Source organism: Micromonospora sp. NPDC020750, assembly GCF_044334565.1.
Taxonomy (GTDB): domain Bacteria; phylum Actinomycetota; class Actinomycetes; order Mycobacteriales; family Micromonosporaceae; genus Micromonospora.
The window spans coordinates 458,303-480,210 of sequence record NZ_JBIRTH010000005.1 but is presented as its reverse complement, the minus strand read 5'-3'; the positions used below and the strand labels follow the sequence as shown (position 1 = coordinate 480,210).

Sequence of the window (21,908 nt, the reverse complement as noted above, 5' to 3'; positions counted from 1 at the left end):
TCAGGACGAATCTGCGCCGAACCGGATCGCCTGCGCGACCTGCTCCCGGCGCAGCCGGTCGACCTCGTCGGCGACGGTCTCGTCCTCGGCCATCAGCCGGTCGAGGTCGGCGTCCTGGTAGCTGAGCACGCCCATGTCGCGGAAGGCCCGCTGGAGTTTCGGGCCGAACAGGCCGATGTCCTTGAGCGTCGGCACGATCCGGGAGAACAGCTTGGATCGGAAGTACTGGTAGTGCTCGGACTCGCGCATGAAGGCCACGCACTCGGCGGCGTCCAGGTCGAGTGCGGTCCAGACCTCCTCGCCGACGAAGCGCTGCTGGAGCATGTGGCAGGCCTCGATGCAGAACTCCTCGCGCTCGTCGCGCTCGGCCTGGGTCAGCTCGGGGTAGTAGTCGCGCAGGGCCAGGCGACCGAATGCCACGTGCCGTGCCTCGTCCTGCATGACGTAGGCGTTGAGCGCCTGCGCGAGGGGTTCCTTGGAGTAGTCGCGGATCTGCCCGAACGCGGCCAGGGCAAGGCCCTCGATGAGGACCTGCATGCCGAGGTAGGTCATGTCCCAGCGGGAGTCGGAGATGATGTCGTCGAGCAGGGCCTTGAAGTGCGGGTTGATGGGGTAGGCGAAGCCGATCTTCTCTCGCAGGTAGCGGGAGTACACCTCGACGTGGCGGGCCTCGTCCACCACCTGGGTGGCGGCGTAGAACTTGGAGTCGATGTCCGGCACGGTCTGCACGATCTTGGCGGAGCAGATGAGGGCGCCCTGTTCGCCGTGCAGAAACTGGGAGAATTGCCACGAGTTCATGTGTAGTCGGACGTTGGCCTTTTCTCTGCTATTGAGTGATTGCCACGTGCGCGACCCGTAGATGGCGACCGATTCCTCCGGTATGCCCATCGGATCATCATGATCGATTTCGATGGTCCAGTCGAGTCGTTCCGCTGCGTTCCACTGCCGCTGTTTGCCCTTTTCATAGAGGCTGAGCAGTTTGTCCCGGCTGTCGTCGTAGTCCCAGTCGAATACGGTGGTGTTTCCCGCCTTGATATGCCAGCCCGTCTGGTCGACAGGGAGGGCGTACAGCCGTCTGCTCAATGACGCCTCCATCTCATGCATGGCTACCGTAGATTATGGACTTGTGGCTGTTTGTCGGGCACTGGGGAGTTCCCTAGGATCAAGCACGTGCATGGGCGTGCGTGGCGTGACTCTGGTGTCGATAACGGCCCGCAAACCAATCCAACCCTGCTAATCTCCATTGCGGATGATCGATCATCTGGAAGACGGGAGTCGATCTAGAATGGCCGGTTCCTGGGCTCGACGGACACCTGGCGGCGGCGGGCCCACGTCGGGGCAGTGGTGCTGATGACCCCGTTCGTGGGCCGGGACACCGAACTGGCGGCCCTGCGGAGCGTCCTGGAGACGACCGGTCGAGCCGGAGTCCGGGTTGTGGCGGTCACCGGCGATCCCGGCATCGGGAAAACCCGGTTGCTCGGCGAGTTCGGTGAGCTGGCCCGTCGCCAGGGCGCCCGGGTGGTGTCCAGCTCGGCCACCCGGGGCCAGCGGTCACAACCCCTGGCCCCGCTGCTCGACGCGTTGGTCGACTGCGACCGCTGCGCCAACCGACAGACCGCCGCGGGCGAGGCGTCGGGTGCCACCGCGCCCAGCCACCTGGTGCGCGACCTCGTAAACCGGGCCGGTGACACGGACGCCAACACCCTGGTCGTCCTCGCCGACGACATGCACTGGGCCGATGAGACGACCATCGCACTGCTGAACCAGCTCGTGCGCTCCCCGTCACCGGTGCCGCTACTGGTCGTGCTGGCCTATCGGCCCCGGCAGGCCCCGGTACGCCTGCACACCGCCCTGGTCGGCGCGCCGGGCGACGAGTGGGTGCGGGAGATACCGCTCGGGCTGATCAGCGAGCAGGACGCACAGACCTTGCTCGGGTCGCAGTGCGGCGCGCCGTGGCAGTCCGCCGTCTACCGGCACAGCGGTGGCAACCCGTTGCACCTGCACGCGCTGGCCGCCGCCGCCACCGGGTTGTGCAGCACCGCGTCGGTGGTCGTCGGCGAGCTGCCCGCCGCGCTGCGGATGAGGCTGGTCGGGGAGCTGGAGGCTGCCTCCCCGCTGAGCCGCATCGTCCTCGACGCGGCGGCGGTGGCGGGAGAGGTGTTCGAGCCGGCGCTGGTCGCGCAGATCGGCCAGTGCCGGGACGCCGAGGTGCATCGAGCGCTGGACGAACTGGCCGAACTGGACGTCGTCCGTCGGGTCGCCGGTGGCCGGCTGATCGGCTTCCGGCATGCTGTGCTGTGGCGGGCGGTCTACGACGCGGTCAGCCCGGGCTGGCAGTTGGCCGCGCACGACCGGGCGGCGGCTGCGCTGTGCCGGCGTGGTGCCCCGCCCCAGGCGCTGGCCCCGCATGTCGCCCGCATCGCCCGTCCCGGTGACCTGACCGCGGTGTCGACGCTGCACCGGGCCGCCATGGCGGTGCAGCACCACGCGCCGGTCACCGCGGCGTACTGGCTGCGCGTGGCCCTGCGGCTGCTGCCACACCAGCCCGACCACGACCAGCGGCGCGTGGCGCTGCTGGTCCGCCTCGCTCAACTGACCGCCGCCGTCGGCAAGCTGCTGGCGAGCCGGGACGCGCTGCACGAGGCGCTGCGGCTGTTGCAACGTCGACCGACGACCCGCCGTGCGCACGCGGTCGCCCTTTGCATCATGGTGGAGCTGTCGCTGTCCCGACGTGCCGAGGCGGGTGCGCTGGCCCGGGCGGAGCTGGCCGCGCTGCCCGCCACCCAGAGCATCGGCCGGGCCATGCTCATGTTCGAACTGGCCTGTCTGGAACTGGCCGCCGGTCACGCCGACGCCGCCCGCGAGATGGCCGCCGTGGCGTACGCCGCAGCCCATCGCCACCGGGTCCGTTCGGCGGAGGCCACCACGCTCGCCCTGCTGGCGGTGGCGGACACCGCCGCGTTGGACATGCCAGCCGCGCGCCAGCGGCTGGACCAGGCGGTCGACCTGCTCGACGCGATGCTCGACGGCGAGTTCGTTCGCAGCCTGCGGGCCGCCGCCTGGGTGATCGAGGCCGAGATACTGCACGAACGCTTCGACGACGCGCTCCGCCACCTGGACCGGGCGGTCGCCGGCGCCCAACAGGGCGGGCAACTGCTGCTGCTCACCCGGCTCTACGCGGCCCTGGTGGTGACGATGCAGGCCAGAGGCAGGTTGTTCCAGGCGCAGGAGTGTGCGCAGCGGGCGGTGGAGGTGGCCACCGCGGTCGGCGGAGACCGCGAGATCGCCGTGGCCCGCACCCTGCTGGCCTGGCTGGACAGCCAGATACGACCCACCACGGAGGCCGACCCGGACGTGGATGCCCTGCCGGTGCTGCCCGAGGGCCCGTACGCGCTGCTGGTCCGCCGGCTGCTGGTGGAGATCGGGCTGGCCGGCGGGAACGTGGCCGGGTACCTGGCCCGGACCCGGCCCGGTGACGACGGCCTGCCCGCTTCCGACCTGTGCTCGCAGGCCAGCTGGTGCGAGGCGATGACGCGGGCGGAGCTGGTCGCGGGGCGGGCCGAGCTGGCGGCGCACTGGGCCGACCGCGCCGCCGCCGTCGCCGCGGTGCTCGACCTGCCGGGCCACACCGGTCTGGCCCTGCTCGCCCGGGCGCAGGTGCTGGCCGCCGAGGACCCGGCGCGGGCGGTGGCCACCGCGCAGGTGGCGGCACGCGAACTGGCCTCCGCCGGCATGGTGGTGGATGCCGCCAGGGCCCGGATGGTGGCTGTCGGCCCGCTGGCCGCGCTCGGCCAGGTCGACGACAGCTACCGGGAGATCAAGGCGGTCCAGGCCGCGTTCGAGGGATGGGGCGCGCACCGGCTGGCCCGACAGGCCGTGGTGGAACGGCGTCGACTCGCGGCGCGTTCATCGCGTCGGGCAGGCCCGGACGACCGTGAGGAGGCGGCCGGCCTCAATTTGCTCACGCGTCGGGAGGGGCAGGTCGCCGTGCTGGTGAGCCAGGGCCTGACGAACCGGCGGGTGGCGCAGGAACTGTTCGTGACCGAGAAGACGGTGGAGATGCACCTGTCGAACATCTTCGCCAAGCTGGGTGTGTCATCCCGGGCGGTGGTCGCCCGTCTCATCGGGGCGAAGGGGCGTCCGGTCGGTGCCGCGGTGCCGGCCGGGGAGGCGGCGGCGACCTGACGGTGGCCGTCGCCGTCGGCGGCAGATCACAGGGGGATGTTGCCGTGCTTCTTGGGCGGCGGGATGACCCGCTTGTTGCTCAGGGCACGCAGGGCGCGGACGACCGTGGTTCGGGTCTCCGACGGCAGGATCAGGTCGTCGACGCAGCCGTGTTCGGCTGCCCGGTAGGGCGTGAGCAGCTGGTTCTCGTACTCCTGGACGAGGACCTGGCGGAGCAGCGCCGGATCGTCGGCCCGGGTGAGGGCCTGGTGGTGCAGCAGGGCGACACCGCCCGCCGCGCCCATCACGCCGATCTGTGCGGTGGGCCAGGCGAAGCACAGGTCGGCGCCCAATTCCCGGGAGCCCATCACCGCGTACCCGCCACCGAAGGCCCGCCGTACCACGATGGTGATCTTCGGCACCGTCGCCTCGATGTAGGCGAACGCGAGTTTCGCCCCCCGGCGGATGATGCCCTGGTGCTCCTGGGCGGTACCGGGCAGATATCCGGGGACGTCGACCAGGGTGAGCACGGGGATGTTGAACGAGTCGCAGAACCGGACGAACCGTGCGGCCTTCTCCGCGGCGTCGATGTCGATGGCACCGGCCAGGTGCAGCGACTGGTTGGCGACCACCCCCACCGTGCCGCCTTCGATCCGGGCGAAGCCGCAAATGATGTTGGGGGCGAAGTTGGGCTGCACCGCCAGCAGGTCGCCGTCGTCGACGATCCGCCGGATCACCTCGTGCATGTCGAACGGGGTGGTGGCCCGGTCGGGTACGAGCGTGTCGAGTTCCCCGTCGGCGGCGGCGGGCTCCAGTGGGGACGCCGGCGGCCAGGCCGGGGCCGCGTCGAGGTTGTTGGCCGGCAGGTAGGACAGCAGGTCCCGGACGTAGTCGATGGCCTCGGCCTCGCTCGCGGCGGCGTAGTGGGCGTTCCCGCTGCGGGTGGCGTGCACCGTGGCACCGCCGAGGGCCTCCATCCCCACCCGTTCCCCGGTCACCGTCCGGATGACGTCCGGGCCGGTGACGAACATGTGCGAGGTGTTCTCCACCATGACCACGAAGTCGGTGAACGCCGGGGTGTAGACGGCGCCGCCCGCGCAGACACCCATGATGAGGGAGATCTGCGGGATCACCCCGGATGCGGTCACCATGCGCCGGGCCACCTCGCCGTACGCGGCGAGGGCCAGCACCCCCTCCTCCACCCGGGCACCGCTGGAGTCGTTGATGCCGACCACCGGGCAGCCGACGCGCAGGGCGTGGTCGAGTATCTTGCTCACCTTGGCGCCGAAGACCGCTCCCGCGCTGCCGCCCCGGTGGGTCGCGTCGTGCGCGTAGACGCACACCTGCCGACCGTCGACGGTGCCGTAACCGGTGACGACACCGTCCCCGGGGGGCTGTGGCCCGGCGTACCCCCCGACCTCCCGACGGGCCAGCCGGTCGGTCTCGACGAACGAGTCGGGGTCGAGCAGGGCCAGGATCCGCTCCCGCGCGGTCATCCGGCCCCTGACGGCCAGCCGGCGGGCCGCCCGGGCCGAGCCGGGCTGCTCCGCCTCGGCGCGGCGGCGGCGCAGCTCGGCCAGCTTCTCGGCGGTGGTCGGGGCGGCCACCTTTCCGGCGGTGCCGAGGACGGGCGGGGCGGTGGTGCCGTCGGGCCGGCTGTCGGCCCGGTCCGGCGCCACGGCGGCGGCCGTCGGCCGGTGTCCGTGCGGTGCCGGGGTCACCTGCGGGTGTCCTTGACGATCGTGCCGTCGCTGACGACGAAAACGACCCGGTCCGGGTCGTCGAACAGGTCCGGCGCGGTGAGCGGATCGAAGTCCACGGCGACGAGGTCGGCCAGCTTGCCCACCTCGACCGACCCGAGACGGTCGGCGACCCCCATGATGCGGGCGTTGACCGAGGTGGCGGAGACGATCGCCGCCATCGGCCCCAGAACGTGGGCCTTGAGTACCAGCTCCAGGCCGCGGTGGTTCTGGTCCGGCCCGATCAGGTCGGAGCCGGAGCCGACCAGCACACCGGCCTCACGGGCCAGCAGCATGGCGTCGATCATGCGTCGGGCGGTGTCGCCGACCCGGTCCCGGAACCCGGGGGCGAGCCCCTGCCGCTCGGAGTCGGTACGCATCATCTCGGCGATGGCCAGGGTGGGTACCAGGTGCACGCCGTGGGCGGCCATCATCGCCGCAGTTACCTCGTCGATGCCGGTACCGTGTTCGACGCAGCCCACGCCCGCCCGGACGGCGTTGCGGATCCCGGCGCCGTTGTGGGCGTGCACGGTGACGTACGTGTTGCGGGCACGGGCCTCGGCGACGGCGACCGCGATCTCCTCGACGGTGTACTGGGTGTCCTCCAACGAGTCGGACACCGAGATCACCCCGCCGGTGACGGCCATCTTCAGGAACGACGCGCCCTGACGGAAGCACTCGCGGGCGGCCCGGCGGACCTCCTCGACACCGTCGGCGTTGGGGGTCATCCCGGTCAGGCCGCGTACCGAGAACGGAGACGGACCCGCCGGGGCCAGCGGCGAATTCAGCCGACCGTGCCCGCCGGTCTGGGACAGCGCCACGGCGGCGGCCCAGATGCGGGGGCCCGGTACCAGCCCGCGGCGTACCGTGCGCAGCACCCCGAGGTCGAGGCCACCACAGTCCCGGATGGTGGTGAACCCGGCCGTCAGGGTCTCGCGCAGGTTGCGGAAGATGTCGGCGGCCCGTTCGGCCACCGACAGCTCCCCGGTGAGCATCGCGCGTACGTCGCTGGAGTAGCCCACGTGGGTGTGCGCGTCGATCAGCCCCGGCAGCAGGGTCAGCCCACTCAGGTCGACCAGTTCGGCGCCATCGGTCGGGACTCGGACCCCCACCCGCGTGATCCGGTCGGCTTCGATCCGTACGGCCCGGTCGGTCACCGGGTCGCCGCCGAGCCCGTCGATGAGCGTGGCCCCGGTCAACAGCATAGTCATGGCAGCAGGTCCTTCTGGGCGGTGTCGGGCCGGGCCGGATCGCCGTCCGGCGGTGCGGGCAGGACTCCGCCCCGGGCGAGGAAGCCCAGCATCCGCGCGAACAACGCGGCGTCCAGCTCCGGTGGGCGGGCCAGGTCGGCCGGCAGCGCCGACCGGACGTTGTCGCAGCGCATCCGGGGCATGTCCCGGTCCGGGGTGTCGCCGAGCATCGCCATCAGCGGGGCGAAGCTGTTCGCCGTCTCGTCGGCCTCGATCTGCTCGGTGAGCTGGTGGCGCCAGCGCTGCCAGTCGACGCTCGGCACGCGGTAGCCGCAGGCCCGCAGGTGGCGGAAGATGTCGTTCCAGTCCAGCGGGTCGGGGTTGACGGTGTGGAAGGTGCCGCCGGTGGTCTCCGGGCGCAGGGACAGGGCGACCACGGTACGCGCGACGTAGTCGACGGTGGCGGCGGCGAAGGCGTACCGGCGGGTGGGGGCCAGACCGAGCTCGACGCAGCCCTGGATGACCTTGGTGACGTAGTCCTCCCGGTTGGTCGCGCCGGTGCGGCTGTCCCCGAGCACCGCGCCGGCCCGGTACACCGACACCGGTACGCCGCGGTCCCGGGCGAGGCCGATGAGCCCCTCGGCGACCCACTTGCTCTGGCTGTAGGCGGTGTCGTGGCCCACCGGTGGTGGCAGGGGGTCGTCCTCGTTGACCTGCGTGGCACCGTCGGCGACGGCTCCGGCGAGGACGGCCAGGGTGGAGATGTGGTGCACGGGGGTGGGGCGGCCCCGGGTGGCCAGCCGCAGGATCTCCTCGGTGCCGCGCACGTTCGTGGCCTTGAGGGAGCGGTACGGGCGCACGAAGTTGACCCAGGCACCACAGTGGTAGATCGCGTCGACCTCGTCGGCGAGGGCGTCGAATGCGGCCGGGGTCAGGCCGAAGCGGGGACGGGCCAGGTCGGCGGGGACGACGCGCAGCCGGTGCCCGGGTGGTGCGGGCAGGCCGTAGGAGGTCAGGACGGTGTGCAGGCGTTCGATGCCCTCCTCGGGGTTGGCGGCCCGAATTAGGCAGACGATCTCGGCGCTGGTCTGCCGGGCCAGCTCGGCGCAGAGGAACGCGCCGACGAAGCCGGTGGCACCGGTGAGCAGCACCACCCGGTGCGGGCCGGTGCGGGCCGGCGCGTCCCGGTCGGGGGTGACCGCCGGGTCGAGGACGACCTCGGCGGCGAGGTCGGGGCCGGTGCCGTGCACCTCGACCAGCGGTCGCCCGGACACGGCGGCCTCGATCCGGGCGGCCAGGCCGGCGACGGTGGGACTGGCCAGGACGTCGCCGGCGGTGAGCTGGGGTGCGCCGAGGCGGCGCAGCTCCCGGGCGGCCTGCGTGATCATCAGGGAGTGGGCGCCGCAGTCGAACAGGTCGTCGGTGACGCTGATGCGGTCCAGGCCGAGCAGGTCGCACCACACCCGCGCGACCTGGCGTTCCCGTTCGGTACGGGGGGCGAGGTGGCCGTCCTCCGGCGTGCCCGCCAGATCGGTGCCGGCGGACGCGCCGCCCGGGTCGACGGTGCCGGAGTCCGGGTCGACCGTGTCGGAGTCCGGGTCGATGGTGCTGCCGGCGGTGTCGGCCGGTCCGGTGGCGGTCGCCCCCGGCTCCACCCAGTACCGGCGGCGCTGGAACGGGTAGCCGGGCAGGCTGACCCGCCGGGGCGGGCGCGCGGTGTGCAGCGCCGGCCAGTCCACGCTCACCCCGGCCTGCCAGAGCCGGCCCACCGCGGCCATCAGGTGCGCGGTGTCCGGCAGCCGGTCGCGGGGGTGACCCAGCGAGGCGACCGCGGTCGGGGTGGGGGCGATCCGCTGTCCGGGTACCAGCGCGGTCAGCGCCCGCCCGGGCCCGACCTCCAGCAGCACCCGATCGGGCGTGGTCAGCACCGTCCGCAGCGCGTCGGCGAAACGTACGGGTTGGCGCAGGTGACGAGCCCAGTAGTGCGGGTCGGTGGCGTCCCCGGCGCGGATCCAGGTGCCGGTGACGCAGGAGACGAACGGGGTGTGCGGTGGCCGCAGGTCGCACTCCTTGACCCGGGCGGTGAACTCGTCAAGGACCGGTTCGACCAGCCAGGAGTGGCTCGCCGCCGGTACGTTGATCCGCCCGCAGTCCACGCCCCGGTCGGCCAGCCGCCGGTCGAGGGCGGCGATGTCGTCGTCCGGCCCGGCCACCACGGTCAGCTCCGGCGCGTTCACCGCCGCGATCGACAGCCGTTCGTCGAGCAACTCCGCGACCTGGGCCTCGGGCAGTGGTACGGCCAGCATCCGGCCCGGTGCCATCCGGGCGAACAGCTCGCCACGGGCGTAGGTGACGGCGAGCGCGTCCCCGAGGGTGAACACCCCGGACAGGCAGGCGGCGACGTACTCGCCGAGGCTGTGGCCGAGCATGGCGACCGGTGTCACGCCCCAGGACTGCCACAGTTTCGCCAGCGCGTACTCCACCGCGAACAGGGCGGTGACCACACCGGGCCCCTCGGCGCGGCCGAGCGCGCGTCCCCGTCGCGGCCCGCCACCGTCGCCGGGGAACAACAGCGCGGTGAGGTCGACGTCGAGCCGGTCGCGCAGCAGGGTGGCGCACTGGTCGATCGCCGCCCGGAACACCGGCTGCCCGCGGTAGAGGTCGGCGCCCATGGCGCGGTGCTGGTTGCCGCCACCGGGAAACATGAACACCGCCCGCTGGCCGGTCTCCGGGGTGGTGCGGGTGACCAGCCGGTGCGGGTCCTCCCCACGCAGCACCGCCACCAGGTCGGGCAGATCGGCGCAGGCGGCGAACCGGCGGACCGGGAAGCCGCGCCGACCGTTCTGGAGGGTGAAGGCGACGTCGGCCAGGTCGAGGTCCGGGTGGGCCTCCAGATGGTCGGCCAGCCGGTGGGTGGCGGCGTCGACGGCGGGGCGGCTGCGCGCGGACAGCGGCACCAGATGCCAGCCGGATGCCGTGGGCGCCGGGTCGGGGCTGGGCGGTGGTTGTTCGAGGACCACGTGGGCGTTGGTGCCGCCGACACCGAAGGCGCTCACCGCGGCGCGGCGGGGTCCGGAGCCGGCCGACCAGGCGGTGGCGCGGGTGGGTACGTAGAAGGGGGAGGTGTCGAGGTCGAGGTCGGGGTTGGGGGAGCGGAAGTTCACCGTCGGCGGGATCTGCCCGTGCTGGACGGCCAGGGCGGCGCGCATCAGACCGGCGGCCCCGGCGGCGGCGTCGAGGTGGCCGATGTTGGCCTTGACCGAGCCGAGGGCGCAGAAGCCCCGCCGGGCGGTGCCGACGCGGAACGCCTGGGTGAGCGCGGCGACCTCGATCGGGTCGCCCACCCGGGTGGCGGTGCCGTGGGCCTCCAGGTAGCCGATGCTGCCCGGGGAGAGCCCCGCCAGGGCGTGCGCGGTGGTGATGACGCGGGCCTGCCCGTCGGGGCTCGGTGCCGTGAAACCGGCCTTGACCGCACCGTCGTTGTTGACCGCGCTGGCCCGGATCACCGCGTAGATGTGGTCCCGGTCGGCCAGGGCGTCGGAGAGCCGGCGCAGCACCACGGCCACGGCGCCGTTGCCGGGCACGGTCCCGGCGGCGTCGGCGTCGAAGGGCCGGCACTGCCCGTCGGGGCTGAACACCCCGCTGTAGGTGTGTGAGTAGCCGGCCCGCAGCGGCAGGTTGATCGTCACCCCGCCGGCGAGCGCCAGGTCCGACTCGTAGGTCAGCAGGGACTGGCAGGCCAGGTGGGTGGCGACCAGGGAGGTGGAGCAGGCGGTCTGCACGGTGTAGGCGGGGCCGTCCAGGTCGAGCAGGTACGCCACCCGGGTCGCCAGGAAGTCCTTGTCGTTGAAGATGCGGGCCAGGGGCGCCATCGCCGAACGCTGGAAACGGGGGTTGGTGGCGAGGTTGGCCATCAGGTACTTGTTCATGAACATGCCGGCGAACACGCCGACGGCGCCGTCGGCGCTTTCCGGGGTGTGGCCGCTGTCCTCCAGGGCCGCCCAGGCAATTTCGCAGAAGACCCGTTGCTGCGGGTCCATCGTCTCGGCCTCGGCGGCGTTGTAGCCGAAGAACTCCGCGTCGAAGTGGTCGGCGTCGTCGATCACCGCGCCCGCCGCGACGTACTCGGGGTCGGCCAGCAGATGCGGGTCCACGCCGGCCGCGCGCAGTTCGTCCGGGGTGAAGTGGGTGATCGAGTTGACGCCGTCGAGCATGTTCGCCCAGAACCGGGGGACGGTGTCGGCGCCGGGCACCCGGCAGGCCATGCCGATGATCGCGATCGGTTCGACCCCGTCGGGCGGATCGACGTCGGCTCCGGTGCTGTCCCGGTGCGCGGTCACGACCGGTCGGCCCGTCGTACCCGCCGCGGGCCGGCGGCGGACAGGGCGGCGGCCCGCCGCCCGGCGGCCTGCCGGGCCCCGACCAGCGCGTCGGGGCGGTCTCCGGCGGGGGAGCAGGCGGCGGCGAGCGTACGCACCGACGGGTAGCGGAACAGGTCCACCAGCGACACCCCGGTGACGTCGCGGGCCTGCAGCCGGGACCTGGCCTGGACCGCCAGCAGCGAGTTGCCGCCGAGTTCGAAGAAGTTGTCGTCGAGACCGACCCGGTCGCGGCCGAGCAACTGCGTCCATACCTCGGCGATGGTCTGCTCGACGTCGGTCCGGGGGGCCAGGTAGCGGGCGGGCCCGGGGGTCTGCGGATCGGGCAGCCGGTTGCGGTCGATCTTGCCGTTCGGGGTCAGCGGCAACTCGTCGAGGACGGTGACGGTGGCCGGCACCATGTAGTCCGGCAGTACCTGGGCCAGGGCGGCCCGTAGCGCCGCCGGGTTCAGCACCGTACCGTCGGCGCGGCCCGCCTCGCAGTAGGCGGCCAGGCTGCGGTGGGCGCCGGTGCCGCGTACGACGACCACGGCGGCGCGGACGCCCGGCTGTGCGGCCAGCATGCTCTCGATCTCGCCGAGTTCGATCCGGTGGCCGTGGATCTTCACCTGGTGGTCCAGCCGGCCGAGGAACTCGAGGGTGCCGTCGGGGCGCCACCGGGCCAGGTCACCGGTGCGGTACAGCCGGGAGCCGTCGGCGGCGAACGGGTCGGGGACGAAGCGTTCCGCGGTCAGGTCGGGGCGGCCGTGGTAGCCACGGGTGACGCCCGGCCCGCCGAGCAGCAGTTCACCGGGCACGTTGACCGGGGTGGGCCGCAGGTCCGCGTCGACCACGTAGGCGCGTACGTCGGCCAGCGGGCGGCCGAGCGGCACGGTCGCGGCGACCGGCCCGGCGTCGGTGACCGGCTGGGTGCTCGCCCACACGGTCGCCTCGGTGGGGCCGTACATGTTGTGCACACCCCCGCTGACCAGGCCGGCGAGGTCGGCGCCGAGCGCGGCGGGCAGCGCCTCGCCACCGACGAGCAGGCGGCGCAGGTGGCGGAGCGCCTCCCGGCTGTCGGGGTCCTCGGCCAGCACACCGGCCAGCGACGGTGTGCACTGTAGGTGGGTGACGTGGTGGCGGCGCAGTTGCGCGGCGACGGGCTCGTCGGCCAGCGCCACCCGGCGGCGTTCTTCGCTGATCTCCCGGGCGGTACGCAGGTGCGGCAGGGCGGCCAGGACGTGGTCGTGGTCGACCCCGAAGTCGATCAGGCAGGCGACCTCGTCCACCTCGATCGCCTTGAGCCGGTCCACCAGGTCCGCGGCGGCCTCGGGGGTGCCCAGCAGGGCGGCGGTGTCGAAGAACCGGTCGAAGGCCTGCGCGACCAGGGCGTCGAGTTCCCCCTCGGGCAGGTCGCGGAAGTCGCTGCTGCGCCCGGACACCGCGCCGAGACCGGAGAGCAGGTCGAAGGAGCTCTTCAGGTACGCGCACAGCGGCGCCCGGACCAGCTCGCGGACCTGCTCGGCGTCGGTGCCGAGGAAGGTGTGCAGCATCAGGGTGACGTGGCCGGAGCCGGTGTGGCCGGCCTCCCGCCAGGCCCGACGGTAGATGGTGATCTTCTCGGCGAGCTGTTCCACGGAGTGGCCGAGCAGGTGTGTGAGCAGCCCGGCGCCGATCTCACCGGCCATCCGGAAGGTGTCGGGGCTGCGTGCGCTGGTGACCCAGACGGGCAGCTCGGGCTGCACCGGTGGCGGGTACACCCGTACGCTGACCTCGTCGCCGCCCGGGCGGGTGCGGCTGACCGTCTCGCCCCGCCAGAGCCGACGTACCTCGTCGATGCCCGCCAGCATCAGGTCCTTCCGGTCGGTGTACCGCTGCGGGGCGAGGACGAAGTCGTTCGGTTGCCATCCGGAGGCGACCGAGATGCCGACCCGCCCGCCGGAGAGGTTGTCCACCACGGCCCACTCCTCGGCGACCCGGAGCGGGTCGTGCAGCGGTACGACCACACTGCCGGCCCGGATCTGTACCCGTTCGGTGATGGTGGCGATGGCGGCGGCGGTGACCGAGGGGTTCGGGTAGAGCCCACCGAAGTCGTGGAAGTGCCGTTCCGGGGTCCACACGGCGGCGAAGCCGTGCCGGTCGGCGAAGCGGGCGCCCTCGACCAGCAGCCGGTACCGGTCGTCGACCGAGCCGCCCCGGTCACCGCCGAAGTAGAACAGGCTGAAGTCCATCGGCCTGGCCTGCACCTCGGCGGGTACCGGGACACCGGTGGCGGACGCGGTGCCGGGTTCGTCGCCCCGGATGACGACCTCGAAGCCGCAGGTGAGGGTCCACAGCAGTTCCAGCACCGAGATGTCGAAGGAGGTGCTGGTCACCGCCAGCCAGGTCGGCGTGGCCCCGTCCCGGTCCGGGTCGGCGTCCGGGCCGAACTCGCGGTCCATCCCGGCGAAGAAGGTACCCACGTTGCGGTGGGTGACCAGCACGCCCTTGGGACGCCCGGTGGAGCCGGAGGTGTAGATCACGTACGCCAGGTCGTCCGCGTGTGTCGGTACGGTCGGCCCGGTGGGGGCCGGATCGGCCGGCGGTGTGCCGGGGGCGACGGTGGTGACCGGCAGACCGCCCAGCCGGCCGGCGAGATGGTCGGTGGTGACCACCACCCGGGTGCCGGAGTCGGTGACCATGAAGGTGAGCCGGTCGGTGGGCAGGGCGGGATCCAGCGGCAGGTACGCTCCGCCGGCCTTGAGGATGGCCAGCAGGGTCACCGCCAGATCGGTGCTGCGGCGCAGCAGGACGCCGACCGGGAGGTCCGGGCCGACGCCGTGGCCGCGCAACGTGGCGGCGAACCGTTCGGCGCGCTCGTCGAGCTCGCGGTAGGTCAGTCCGGGCTGGTCGCCGGGTCCGGCGTCCCGCACGGCGACCCGGTCGGGGGTGCGCCGGGCCTGCGCGGCGACGAGCTCGTGCACGAGCACGTCGGTGCGGCGGTTGACACCGGTGGCGGTCCACTCGGTGAGCATCAGGTGACGCTCGCCCGGGGTCAGGATGTCCAACCGGCCGACCGGCCCGTCCGGATCGGCCAGGGCCGCGGCGAGGACCTGACGGAAGCGGGCGGCCATCCGTTCGGCGCTGTCCGGGTCGAACAGGTCGGTGCTGTACTCCAGGCGGCCGGTCAGGTCCGTCCCGCGCCGGGTGAGGGACAGGGTGAGGTCGAACTTCGCGGTGGCGGTGTCGCCGGGGACCGGGGTGACCGCGCAGCCGGGCAGGTCCAGCCCCACGGCGTCGGTGTCGTGGTAGCTGAACAACACCTGGAACAGCGGGTTGTGGGCCAGGTCCCGGCTCGGGTGCAGCTCCTCGACGAGTTTCTCGAACGGCAGGTCCTGGTGGGCCAGTGCGTCGCGGGTCTCGTCGCGGGTCCGCTCGACCAGTTGCCGGAAGGTCGGGGCACCGGTGAGGTCGATGCGCTGCACCAGAGTGTTGGCGAAGAACCCGATCAGCGGCTGGATCTCGGGTCGTTGCCGGCCCGCCACCGGTGAACCGACGACGACCTGCGCCGTGCCGGTGTGCGCCCGCACGACGACGGCGAAGGCGGCCAGCAGCACCGCGAACGGGGTCGCGGCGACCTGCCGGGCCAGCGCGGTCACCGCGTCGCTGACGTCGTGCTCGAAGCTCAGGTCCAGGTGTGCGCCGCGGTAGGTCTGCGTCGGTGGGCGGGGCCGGTCGGTGGGCAGGCTGGCCAGCAGCGGTACGTCGGCGAGCCGGTCCCGCCAGTGGTCGACGAGCCGGTCGAGGGTGGCGCCGGTGAGGTGGGTGTGCTGCCACTCGGCGAAGTCGGCGTACTGCACGGGCAGGTCGGGTAGCTCCCGTCCGGTGTAGGCGGCGGTCAGTTCCCGCTCGAGGACGGCCAGTGACCAGCCGTCGCAGACGATGTGGTGGACGGTGAGGCACAGCCGGTGGTCCTCCGGGCCCAGCCGCAGCAGGGTGGCCCGCAGGACCGGGCCGTCGACCAGGTCGAACCGGGTACGTGCCTCGGCCCCGGCCAGCGCTGCCGCCTCGGCAGGGTCGGCGACGTCGTGCACGGTCAGGGGGGTCTCCGTCGGCGGCAGGACGACCTGACGCGGCTGGCCGTCCACCGCCCTGAACACGGTACGCAGCGCCTCGTGCCGTCGGACCACCGTGGTCAGGGCCCGGTGCAGGGCGTCGACGTCGAGCGGCCCACGGATGCGGTAGCCCAGCGGGATGTTGTAGACGGGGTTGTCCGGGCTGAGCTGGTCGAGGAACCACAGCCGCTGCTGCGGGTAGGACAGCGGGTGGCTGCGCTGGGCCAGTCGCTGGGCCAGGTGCCGGGCCAGTTGGGCCCGCCGGGCGTCCGTGCCGGCGTCATTCATCGGTCCACCTCGTTGTCCGTGAAGTCGTGCAGCAGTTGGTCGACCTGCTCGGGGGTGAGCTGGTCGATGTGCCGCAACACGTCCTCCATCTGCTGCCAGCTACCGGGTGCGATGCCGCCCTGCCGGGTCGGTTCCGTGGCCGGTGTGCGGGTGTCGAGGGCGGCCACCAGCCCGGCGACGGTGGGCGTACGCAGGAAGCGGGCCAGTGCCACGTCGGTACCGAACGTCTCGTTCACCCGGGCCACCAGCCGCATGGCGAGCAGTGAGTGCCCACCGAGGGCGAAGAAGTCGTCGTCGAGGCCGACCTGGTCGAGCCCGATCAGCTCGGCGCAGATCGCGGCGACGGCCCGTTCGGTGTCGGTCTGCGGGGTCCGGAGAGCCACCCGCAGGTCGGGGCGTTCGGCCTCGGCGGCCGGCAGTGCCGCCCGGTCGAGTTTGCCGTGCTCGGTGAGGGGTAGGGCGGTCAGCGACACGTACGCCGTTGGCACCAGGTAGGGCGGCAGTCGTTCGGCGAGCCAGAGGCGCAGCTCCGTGGCGCCCGGCCCGGGTCGGCTCGCCGGGGGCACGACGTAGGCGACCAGGCGTCGACCGGCCGGGCTGTCGTCGACGACGACCGCCGCGCCGGCCACGGCCGGGTGGTCGAGCAGGGTGTTCTCCACCTCGCCCGGTTCGATCCGGAACCCGGAGATCTTGACCTGGTCGTCGGTTCGGCCGAGGAACTCCAGCACCCCTCCGCTGCGCCAGCGCACCACGTCACCGGTGTGGTAGAGGCTGGAGCCGTCGGCGCCGAACGGGTCGGGAACGAACCGTTGCGCGGTCAGCGCGGGCCGACCGGCATAACCCCGGGCCACCCCGGGACCACCGAGGTAGAGCTGACCGGGTACGCCCTCGGGCACCGGACTCAGCTCCTCGTCGAGGACGTACGCGGTGGTGTTGGCGATGGGCCGCCCGATGGGTACGGAACTGGCCTCGTCGGGCAGGTCGGTGATGTGGTGCACCACGGCGAAGGTGGTGGTCTCGGTGGGACCGTAGCCGTTGAGCAGCCGGGCCGGGGCATACGGGCCGCGCAGCAGTTGGCGGATGCGGACCGGGTTCAGTGCGTCCCCGCCGACGAGCAGGTTGGTCATGGTGGCGAAGCTGTCCGGCCGGTGCGCCATGACCTCGTTGAACAGGGCCGAGGTGAGGAACATGCTGGTGATCCGGGACCGGCGCAACTCGTCGCCCAGCCGGCCGGGGCTCAGGACGGTGTCGCGGGGGATGACGCAGACAGTGCCACCGTGCAGCAGGGCGCCCCACACCTCGAACGTGATCGCGTCGAAGGACGCGTCGGCGACCTGGGCGATGCGTTCGTGCGGTCCGAACCGGACGAAGTCGGTGCCGCAGACCAGGCGCAGGATCGCGCGGTGCGGGACCACCACTCCCTTGGGTCGTCCGGTGGAGCCGGAGGTGTAGAGGACGTAGGCAGCGCTGTCCGGGCGGGCGGCGGGGGATTCCGGCCCGGCGTCGCGCCGGCCCTCGGGACCGGCCTGCGGATCGTCGCCGGTCACCACCTCCACGCCGTCGACGGGGAGCAGACCGGCCAGGTCGGCCCGGGTGACCACCAGCCGGGCCCCGGAGTCGGCCAGCAGCCAACGCAGTCGTTCGCCCGGGTAGCCGGGGTCGAGCGGCACGTACGCGCCGCCGGCCTTGAGCACGGCAAGGAAGGCGGTGATCAGGTCGGGGCCGCGGGCGAACAGGACACCGACCGGGGTGTCGGCGCCGACACCCCGCCGGCGCAGCAGCCGGGCCAGCCGGTCGGCGTCGGCGTCGAGATCGGCGTAGCTGAGGGTCTGTCCCTCGTACTCGACGGCGGGGGCGTGCGGTCGCCGGGCCACCTGCTCGGCGAACAGGTCGGGCACGGTGTGGTCGGCCGGGAAGGCGACGGCGGTGCGGTTGTACGTGTGGACGACCCGGGTCCACTCCTGCGCGTCGAGCAGCGGCAGCCGGCCGACCGGCTGGTCGGGGCCGGTCATCGCCGCGTCGAGCAGCCGGACGTAGTGTCCGGTCATCCGCCGCATGGTCGAGGCGTCGAACAGGGCGGTGGAATACTCCCAGATCAGGGTGATCGGGGCGGCGTCGTCCCGGTGGCCCTGCCCGGCACGCTGTTCCGCGCGGGGCAGGACCACGATGTTCAGGTCGGTCTTGGCGGTGCCGTTGTGCCGTTCCAGGACGGTGCCGGTCAGCCCGGCGAAGGTCAGCTCCGGCATCGGGGAGTCGTGGAAGCTGAACATGGTCTGGAACAGCGGGTTGCGGGACGGGTCGCGTACCGGGTCGAGGGCCTCCACCAGCCGGTCCAGCGGCACGTCGGCCCACTCGTAGGCCCGTGCGGCGCGGGTGTGCACCCGGCGGACCAGTTCGGTGAAGCCGGGCCGGCCGGACAGGTCGACGCGCAGCAGCAGGGTGTTGACGACCATGCCGATCATGCGTTCGGTCTCGGCGAGACGGCGGTTCGCCACGCCACTGCCGATGATCATGTCGTCCTGGCGGGCGTAGCGACCCAGCAGGGCGGCGAAGCCGGCGAGCATGGTGGCGTAGAGGGTGACCCCGTGCCGGCGGCTGTACCGGCGCAGTCGCGCGCACAGCTCGCCGGGAAGTTCGATCCGCAGCGCCGCGCCGGTGAAGCTCTGGGCCAGCGGACGGGCGCGATCCAGGGGCAACGCCAGCTCGTGCGGTGCGCCGGCCAGTTCCCGGGTCCAGTGCGACAGGTGCCGGTCGAGGGTCTCGCCCCGCATCCACCCGCGCTGCCAGAGCGTGAAGTCACGGTAGCGGCAGGACGGCGGCGGCAGGTCCGGTTCCTGCCCGGCGGCGTAGCCGGCGTAGAGGGCGGTGAGCTCCTCGACGAAGACGGCGAAGGACCAGCCGTCGTGGATCAGGTGGTGTTCGACGTGAACCAGGGTGTGATCGTCGTCGGCGTGCCGGACCAGTGCCCACCGGGCCAGCGGTGGACTGGCCAGGTCGAAGGGTTCACGTAGGTGACCGGCCACGATCTGCTCGGCCCGCCGGCCGCGCTCCGGCTCGTCGTACGCGGACAGGTCGACCAGCGGGAGATCGACGGCGCGGTGGGCGGTGACGTGCTGCTCGGGACCGTGCGGCCCGGCGACGAAGCCGGTACGGAAGATGTCGTGGCGGCGGACGATCTCGTCCAGCGCGGCCCGTAGCGCCGCCGGGTCGAGCGGTCCGCGCAACCGCATGGTGGCCTGGGCGTGGTACGCCCGGTTGCCGGGGTCGAGCTGGTCGAGGAACCAGATCCGCTCCTGGGGCAGGGAGAGGGGCGCGACCGCGTCGGGGTCGGCCGGGGTCAGCGGCGGCGGGGTGGGTGCGCGATCGGTGTCGTCCGCGTCGTCCAGCGCGGCGGCCATGGCGGCGACGGTCGGGGATCGGTAGATGACCACGACCGGCAGTTCACGGCCGAGCTCGGTGCGGACCCGCGCGGCGAGCCGGCCGGCCATCAGCGAGTTGGCGCCGAGAGCGAAGATGTCGTCGTGCACGCCGAGGCGGAGCGCGGCCGGCGGGTCCGTGCCCGGCGCGGGGTCCGGCCCGGTGCTGGTGTGGCCGAGCAGGTCGGCGAGGAACCCGGCGAGGAGCCGCTCGGTGCCGGTGCGCGGGACGGTGACGGGTCCGGTCAGGCCGGCGCTTGCCCGGTCCGGCTCGGGCAGGACGGACCGGTCGATCTTGCCGCTGACGGTCAGCGGCAGCGCGTCGAGGGTGACCACCACGTCGGGTACCAGGTAGGCGGGCAGCCGTTCGGCCAGGAAGGCGCGCAGCCCGGCCGGATCGTGATCGCTGGCGGCGTAGCCGACCAGCCGGGTGGCGTCCCCGGAGCCCCGGGCGACCACCACCGCGTCGGTGACGGCGGGATGCCCGGCCAGCACGGCGGCCACCTCGTCCGGTTCGATCCGGTGTCCCCGCAACTTGATCTGGTGGTCGATGCGCCCGAGAAAGTCGAGAGTGCCGTCAGGGCGGCGGCACACCTGGTCGCCGCTGCGGTACCGGCGTGCGCCCGGTGGCCCGTCCGGGTCGGGGACGAACCGCTCGGCGGTCAGCCCCGGCCGGGCGTGGTAGCCCCGGGCGACGCCGGCCCCGCCGATGACCAGTTCGCCGACCTGGCCGTCGGGCACCGGCCGGCCGTCGGGGTCGACCACGGCGACGTGGACGCCGGTGACCGGTACGCCGATGGACGGTCGCCGGTCGTCGGGCCGCACCTGCGCCAGGGTGGCCCAGACGGTGGCCTCGGTGGGGCCGTAGGCGTTGAACATGCGCCGGCCGGGCGCCCAGCGCCGCACCAGCGCGGCGGGGAGCGCCTCCCCGGCGCAGACCAGCACGGCCAGGTCGGGCAGGGGCTCGTCGGGCAGGGTGGCCAGCACCGACGGGGGCAGCGTGAGGTGACTGATCCGCCGAGTACGCAGGGTGGCGAACAGGTCCGGCCCCGGGGCGGTGGTGGCCCGGTCCGCCAGCACCAGGGTGGCGCCCGTGGCCAGTGCCATGGCGGTCTCGAACACCGAGGCGTCGAAGCTGGACGGGGCGAACTGGAGCACCCGGTCACCGGGGCGCACCCCGAAGGCGTCGGCCTGGGCACGGACGAGGTTGGCCAGGCCGGCGTGGCTGAGCAGGGCACCCTTGGGACGTCCGGTGGACCCCGAGGTGTAGATCACGTAGGCGAGGTGTCGACCGGTCGGTGCCGGTGGCAGCGGGTCGGGTGCCGGCCCGGACTCCGCGGCGGCCCCGGCGGGGTCGATGCGGCGGACCCGCCCGGCCGGCAGCCGGTCCATGGTGTGCGCCTCGGCGACGATTAGGTCCACGCCGGAGTCGGCGAGCATGTAGGACAGCCGATCGGTGGGGTAGGACGGGTCGAGCGGTACCCAGGCGCCGCCGGCCAGCAGGGTGCCGAGAACCGCGACGACGGACTCGGTCGAGCGGTCCAGGGCGATCGCGACCGGCACGTCGGGTCCGACGCCGTGGCGGCGCAGGTGGAGCGCCACCCGGTGGGCACGGGCGGCCAGCTCGGCGTAGCTCAGCGACCGATCGGCGGACTCCACCGCGACCGCGTCGGGGTCACGGGCGGCGTGTGCGAGGACCGCCTCGTGGAACAGCACGGATTCGCCGGGCATCGACGCACCTATCCTCATCAGGCCGGTGGGGTGAACGTCCAGTGGGCGGTGCCGTTTTGCCGCAGGACCAGCCGCGAGGTGCCGCCGAAGACGAACTCCTGGTGCTGCCGCGGCGTCTCGTGCAGGTCCGTGGTGATGTCGAGGACACCCTCGGGCGCGGTGGCCGAGCCGACGAGTCCGATGTCGACACCCGGACCGGTGATCCGGTACGTCGGCGCCGCACCGGCGGCGGGATCGCCGGTGTGCTCAGGTGGGGTGGTGGTGGCCCGGTAGCCCAGCGCGGTGAGCGCGGCGGCCATCCGGGTCGCCCGTTGCGGGCGTACTCGGAGGGTGACGGCGGTGATGTCGCGCAGCCACCGCCGCCCGCCGGTCCCGAACGCCGCGTCGAGGTAGCCGCTGCGCAGCAACTCGCCGTCGGGGCCCCGGCGGGCGGACACCGAGTCGTAGTACTCGGGGGTGACCTCGTTGAGGAACATCAACAGTGGGCTGTCCTCGCCGAGGTCGGTACGCAGCATGTGGTACCAGGGGTGGAACTCGCCGGTGTCGGAGTTGGTGCGCTGGACCAGCTCGTAGTGGCCGCCGATGCCGGGGCCGGTGTCGAGCAGCTCCCGGGCGCGTTGCACGGAGCCGGGGTGTTCGAAGGAGAACACCAGGCCACCGGTGAGTCGACGCGGGCCGGGTAGCGCGCCGTCGAACAACTCCAGCAGGGTGTTCTCGCCGGCCAGCCCGAGCGCCGAGTACTGCCCGGCGATCGAGCTGGTGACATTCTTCGGCTTCACCCGGGCAAATTGTTCCCGCAGCATGGCGCAGGCACATATATCGCGGAAGGCGGCCCCGTCGAGCAGTACCACAACGTGGTCCAGAAGTGGAAAGGGGATGGTGCGCGAATTCCCCTGCGTGAATGGCACGTCGATTTCCTCTCGTCGCT

At 72.8% G+C, this 21,908-nt stretch carries 8 protein-coding genes; 1 reads left to right on the top strand and 7 read right to left on the bottom strand.

Annotated elements, in window-relative coordinates; genetic code table 11:
• Positions 1-1,083, bottom strand: a complete 1,083-nt coding sequence (locus ACH4T9_RS18540) for a ferritin-like domain-containing protein (RefSeq protein ID WP_396672213.1) — start codon at positions 1,081-1,083, stop codon at positions 1-3.
• Positions 1,084-1,350: 267 nt separating this feature from the next.
• On the opposite strand from ACH4T9_RS18540, the gene ACH4T9_RS18535 reads away from it, so the two are divergent.
• Positions 1,351-4,185 carry an AAA family ATPase gene (locus ACH4T9_RS18535; protein WP_396672214.1) on the top strand — a complete coding sequence of 945 codons (2,835 nt, stop codon included), beginning with the start codon at positions 1,351-1,353 and terminating at the stop codon, positions 4,183-4,185.
• Between the two features lie 26 nt (positions 4,186-4,211).
• Here ACH4T9_RS18535 and ACH4T9_RS18530 read toward each other — a convergent pair whose 3' ends face one another.
• The 6 genes from ACH4T9_RS18530 to ACH4T9_RS18505 form a co-directional block, all read right to left on the bottom strand.
• A complete protein-coding gene (locus ACH4T9_RS18530) occupies positions 4,212-5,771 on the bottom strand; it encodes an acyl-CoA carboxylase subunit beta (RefSeq protein WP_396672553.1) in 1,560 nt (519 codons plus the stop codon).
• Positions 5,772-5,881: 110 nt separating this feature from the next.
• Positions 5,882-7,114, bottom strand: coding sequence for an amidohydrolase family protein (locus ACH4T9_RS18525; RefSeq protein WP_396672215.1), 1,233 nt, complete (start codon positions 7,112-7,114; stop codon positions 5,882-5,884).
• On the bottom strand, positions 7,111-11,433 hold the full coding sequence (locus ACH4T9_RS18520; protein ID WP_396672216.1) for a type I polyketide synthase: 4,323 nt from the start codon (positions 11,431-11,433) through the stop codon (positions 7,111-7,113). Before ACH4T9_RS18520 ends, ACH4T9_RS18525 begins: the two co-directional genes overlap by 4 nt.
• On the bottom strand, positions 11,430-15,833 hold the full coding sequence (locus ACH4T9_RS18515) for a MupA/Atu3671 family FMN-dependent luciferase-like monooxygenase (protein ID WP_396672217.1): 4,404 nt from the start codon (positions 15,831-15,833) through the stop codon (positions 11,430-11,432). The genes ACH4T9_RS18520 and ACH4T9_RS18515 overlap by 4 nt, the downstream gene beginning before the upstream one ends.
• Positions 15,830-20,980: an amino acid adenylation domain-containing protein gene (locus ACH4T9_RS18510; RefSeq protein ID WP_396672218.1), complete on the bottom strand. Its 5,151-nt coding sequence runs from the start codon at positions 20,978-20,980 to the stop codon at positions 15,830-15,832. Before ACH4T9_RS18510 ends, ACH4T9_RS18515 begins: the two co-directional genes overlap by 4 nt.
• Positions 20,981-20,997: 17 nt before the next feature.
• Entirely contained in the window at positions 20,998-21,888 is an 891-nt protein-coding gene (locus ACH4T9_RS18505; RefSeq protein ID WP_396672219.1) for a DUF5829 family protein, read from the bottom strand.
• Positions 21,889-21,908: the final 20 nt, after the last annotated feature.

What these genes read in the sequence shown, in the direction of transcription:
- ACH4T9_RS18535 (WP_396672214.1), top strand. Translation starts at nt 1,351, where the DNA reads ATGACCCCGTTCGTGGGCCGGGACACCGAACTGGCGGCCCTGCGGAGC.
- ACH4T9_RS18525 (WP_396672215.1), bottom strand. Translation starts at nt 7,114, where the DNA reads ATGACTATGCTGTTGACCGGGGCCACGCTCATCGACGGGCTCGGCGGC.
- ACH4T9_RS18515 (WP_396672217.1), bottom strand. Translation starts at nt 15,833, where the DNA reads ATGAATGACGCCGGCACGGACGCCCGGCGGGCCCAACTGGCCCGGCAC.
- ACH4T9_RS18510 (WP_396672218.1), bottom strand. Translation starts at nt 20,980, where the DNA reads ATGCCCGGCGAATCCGTGCTGTTCCACGAGGCGGTCCTCGCACACGCC.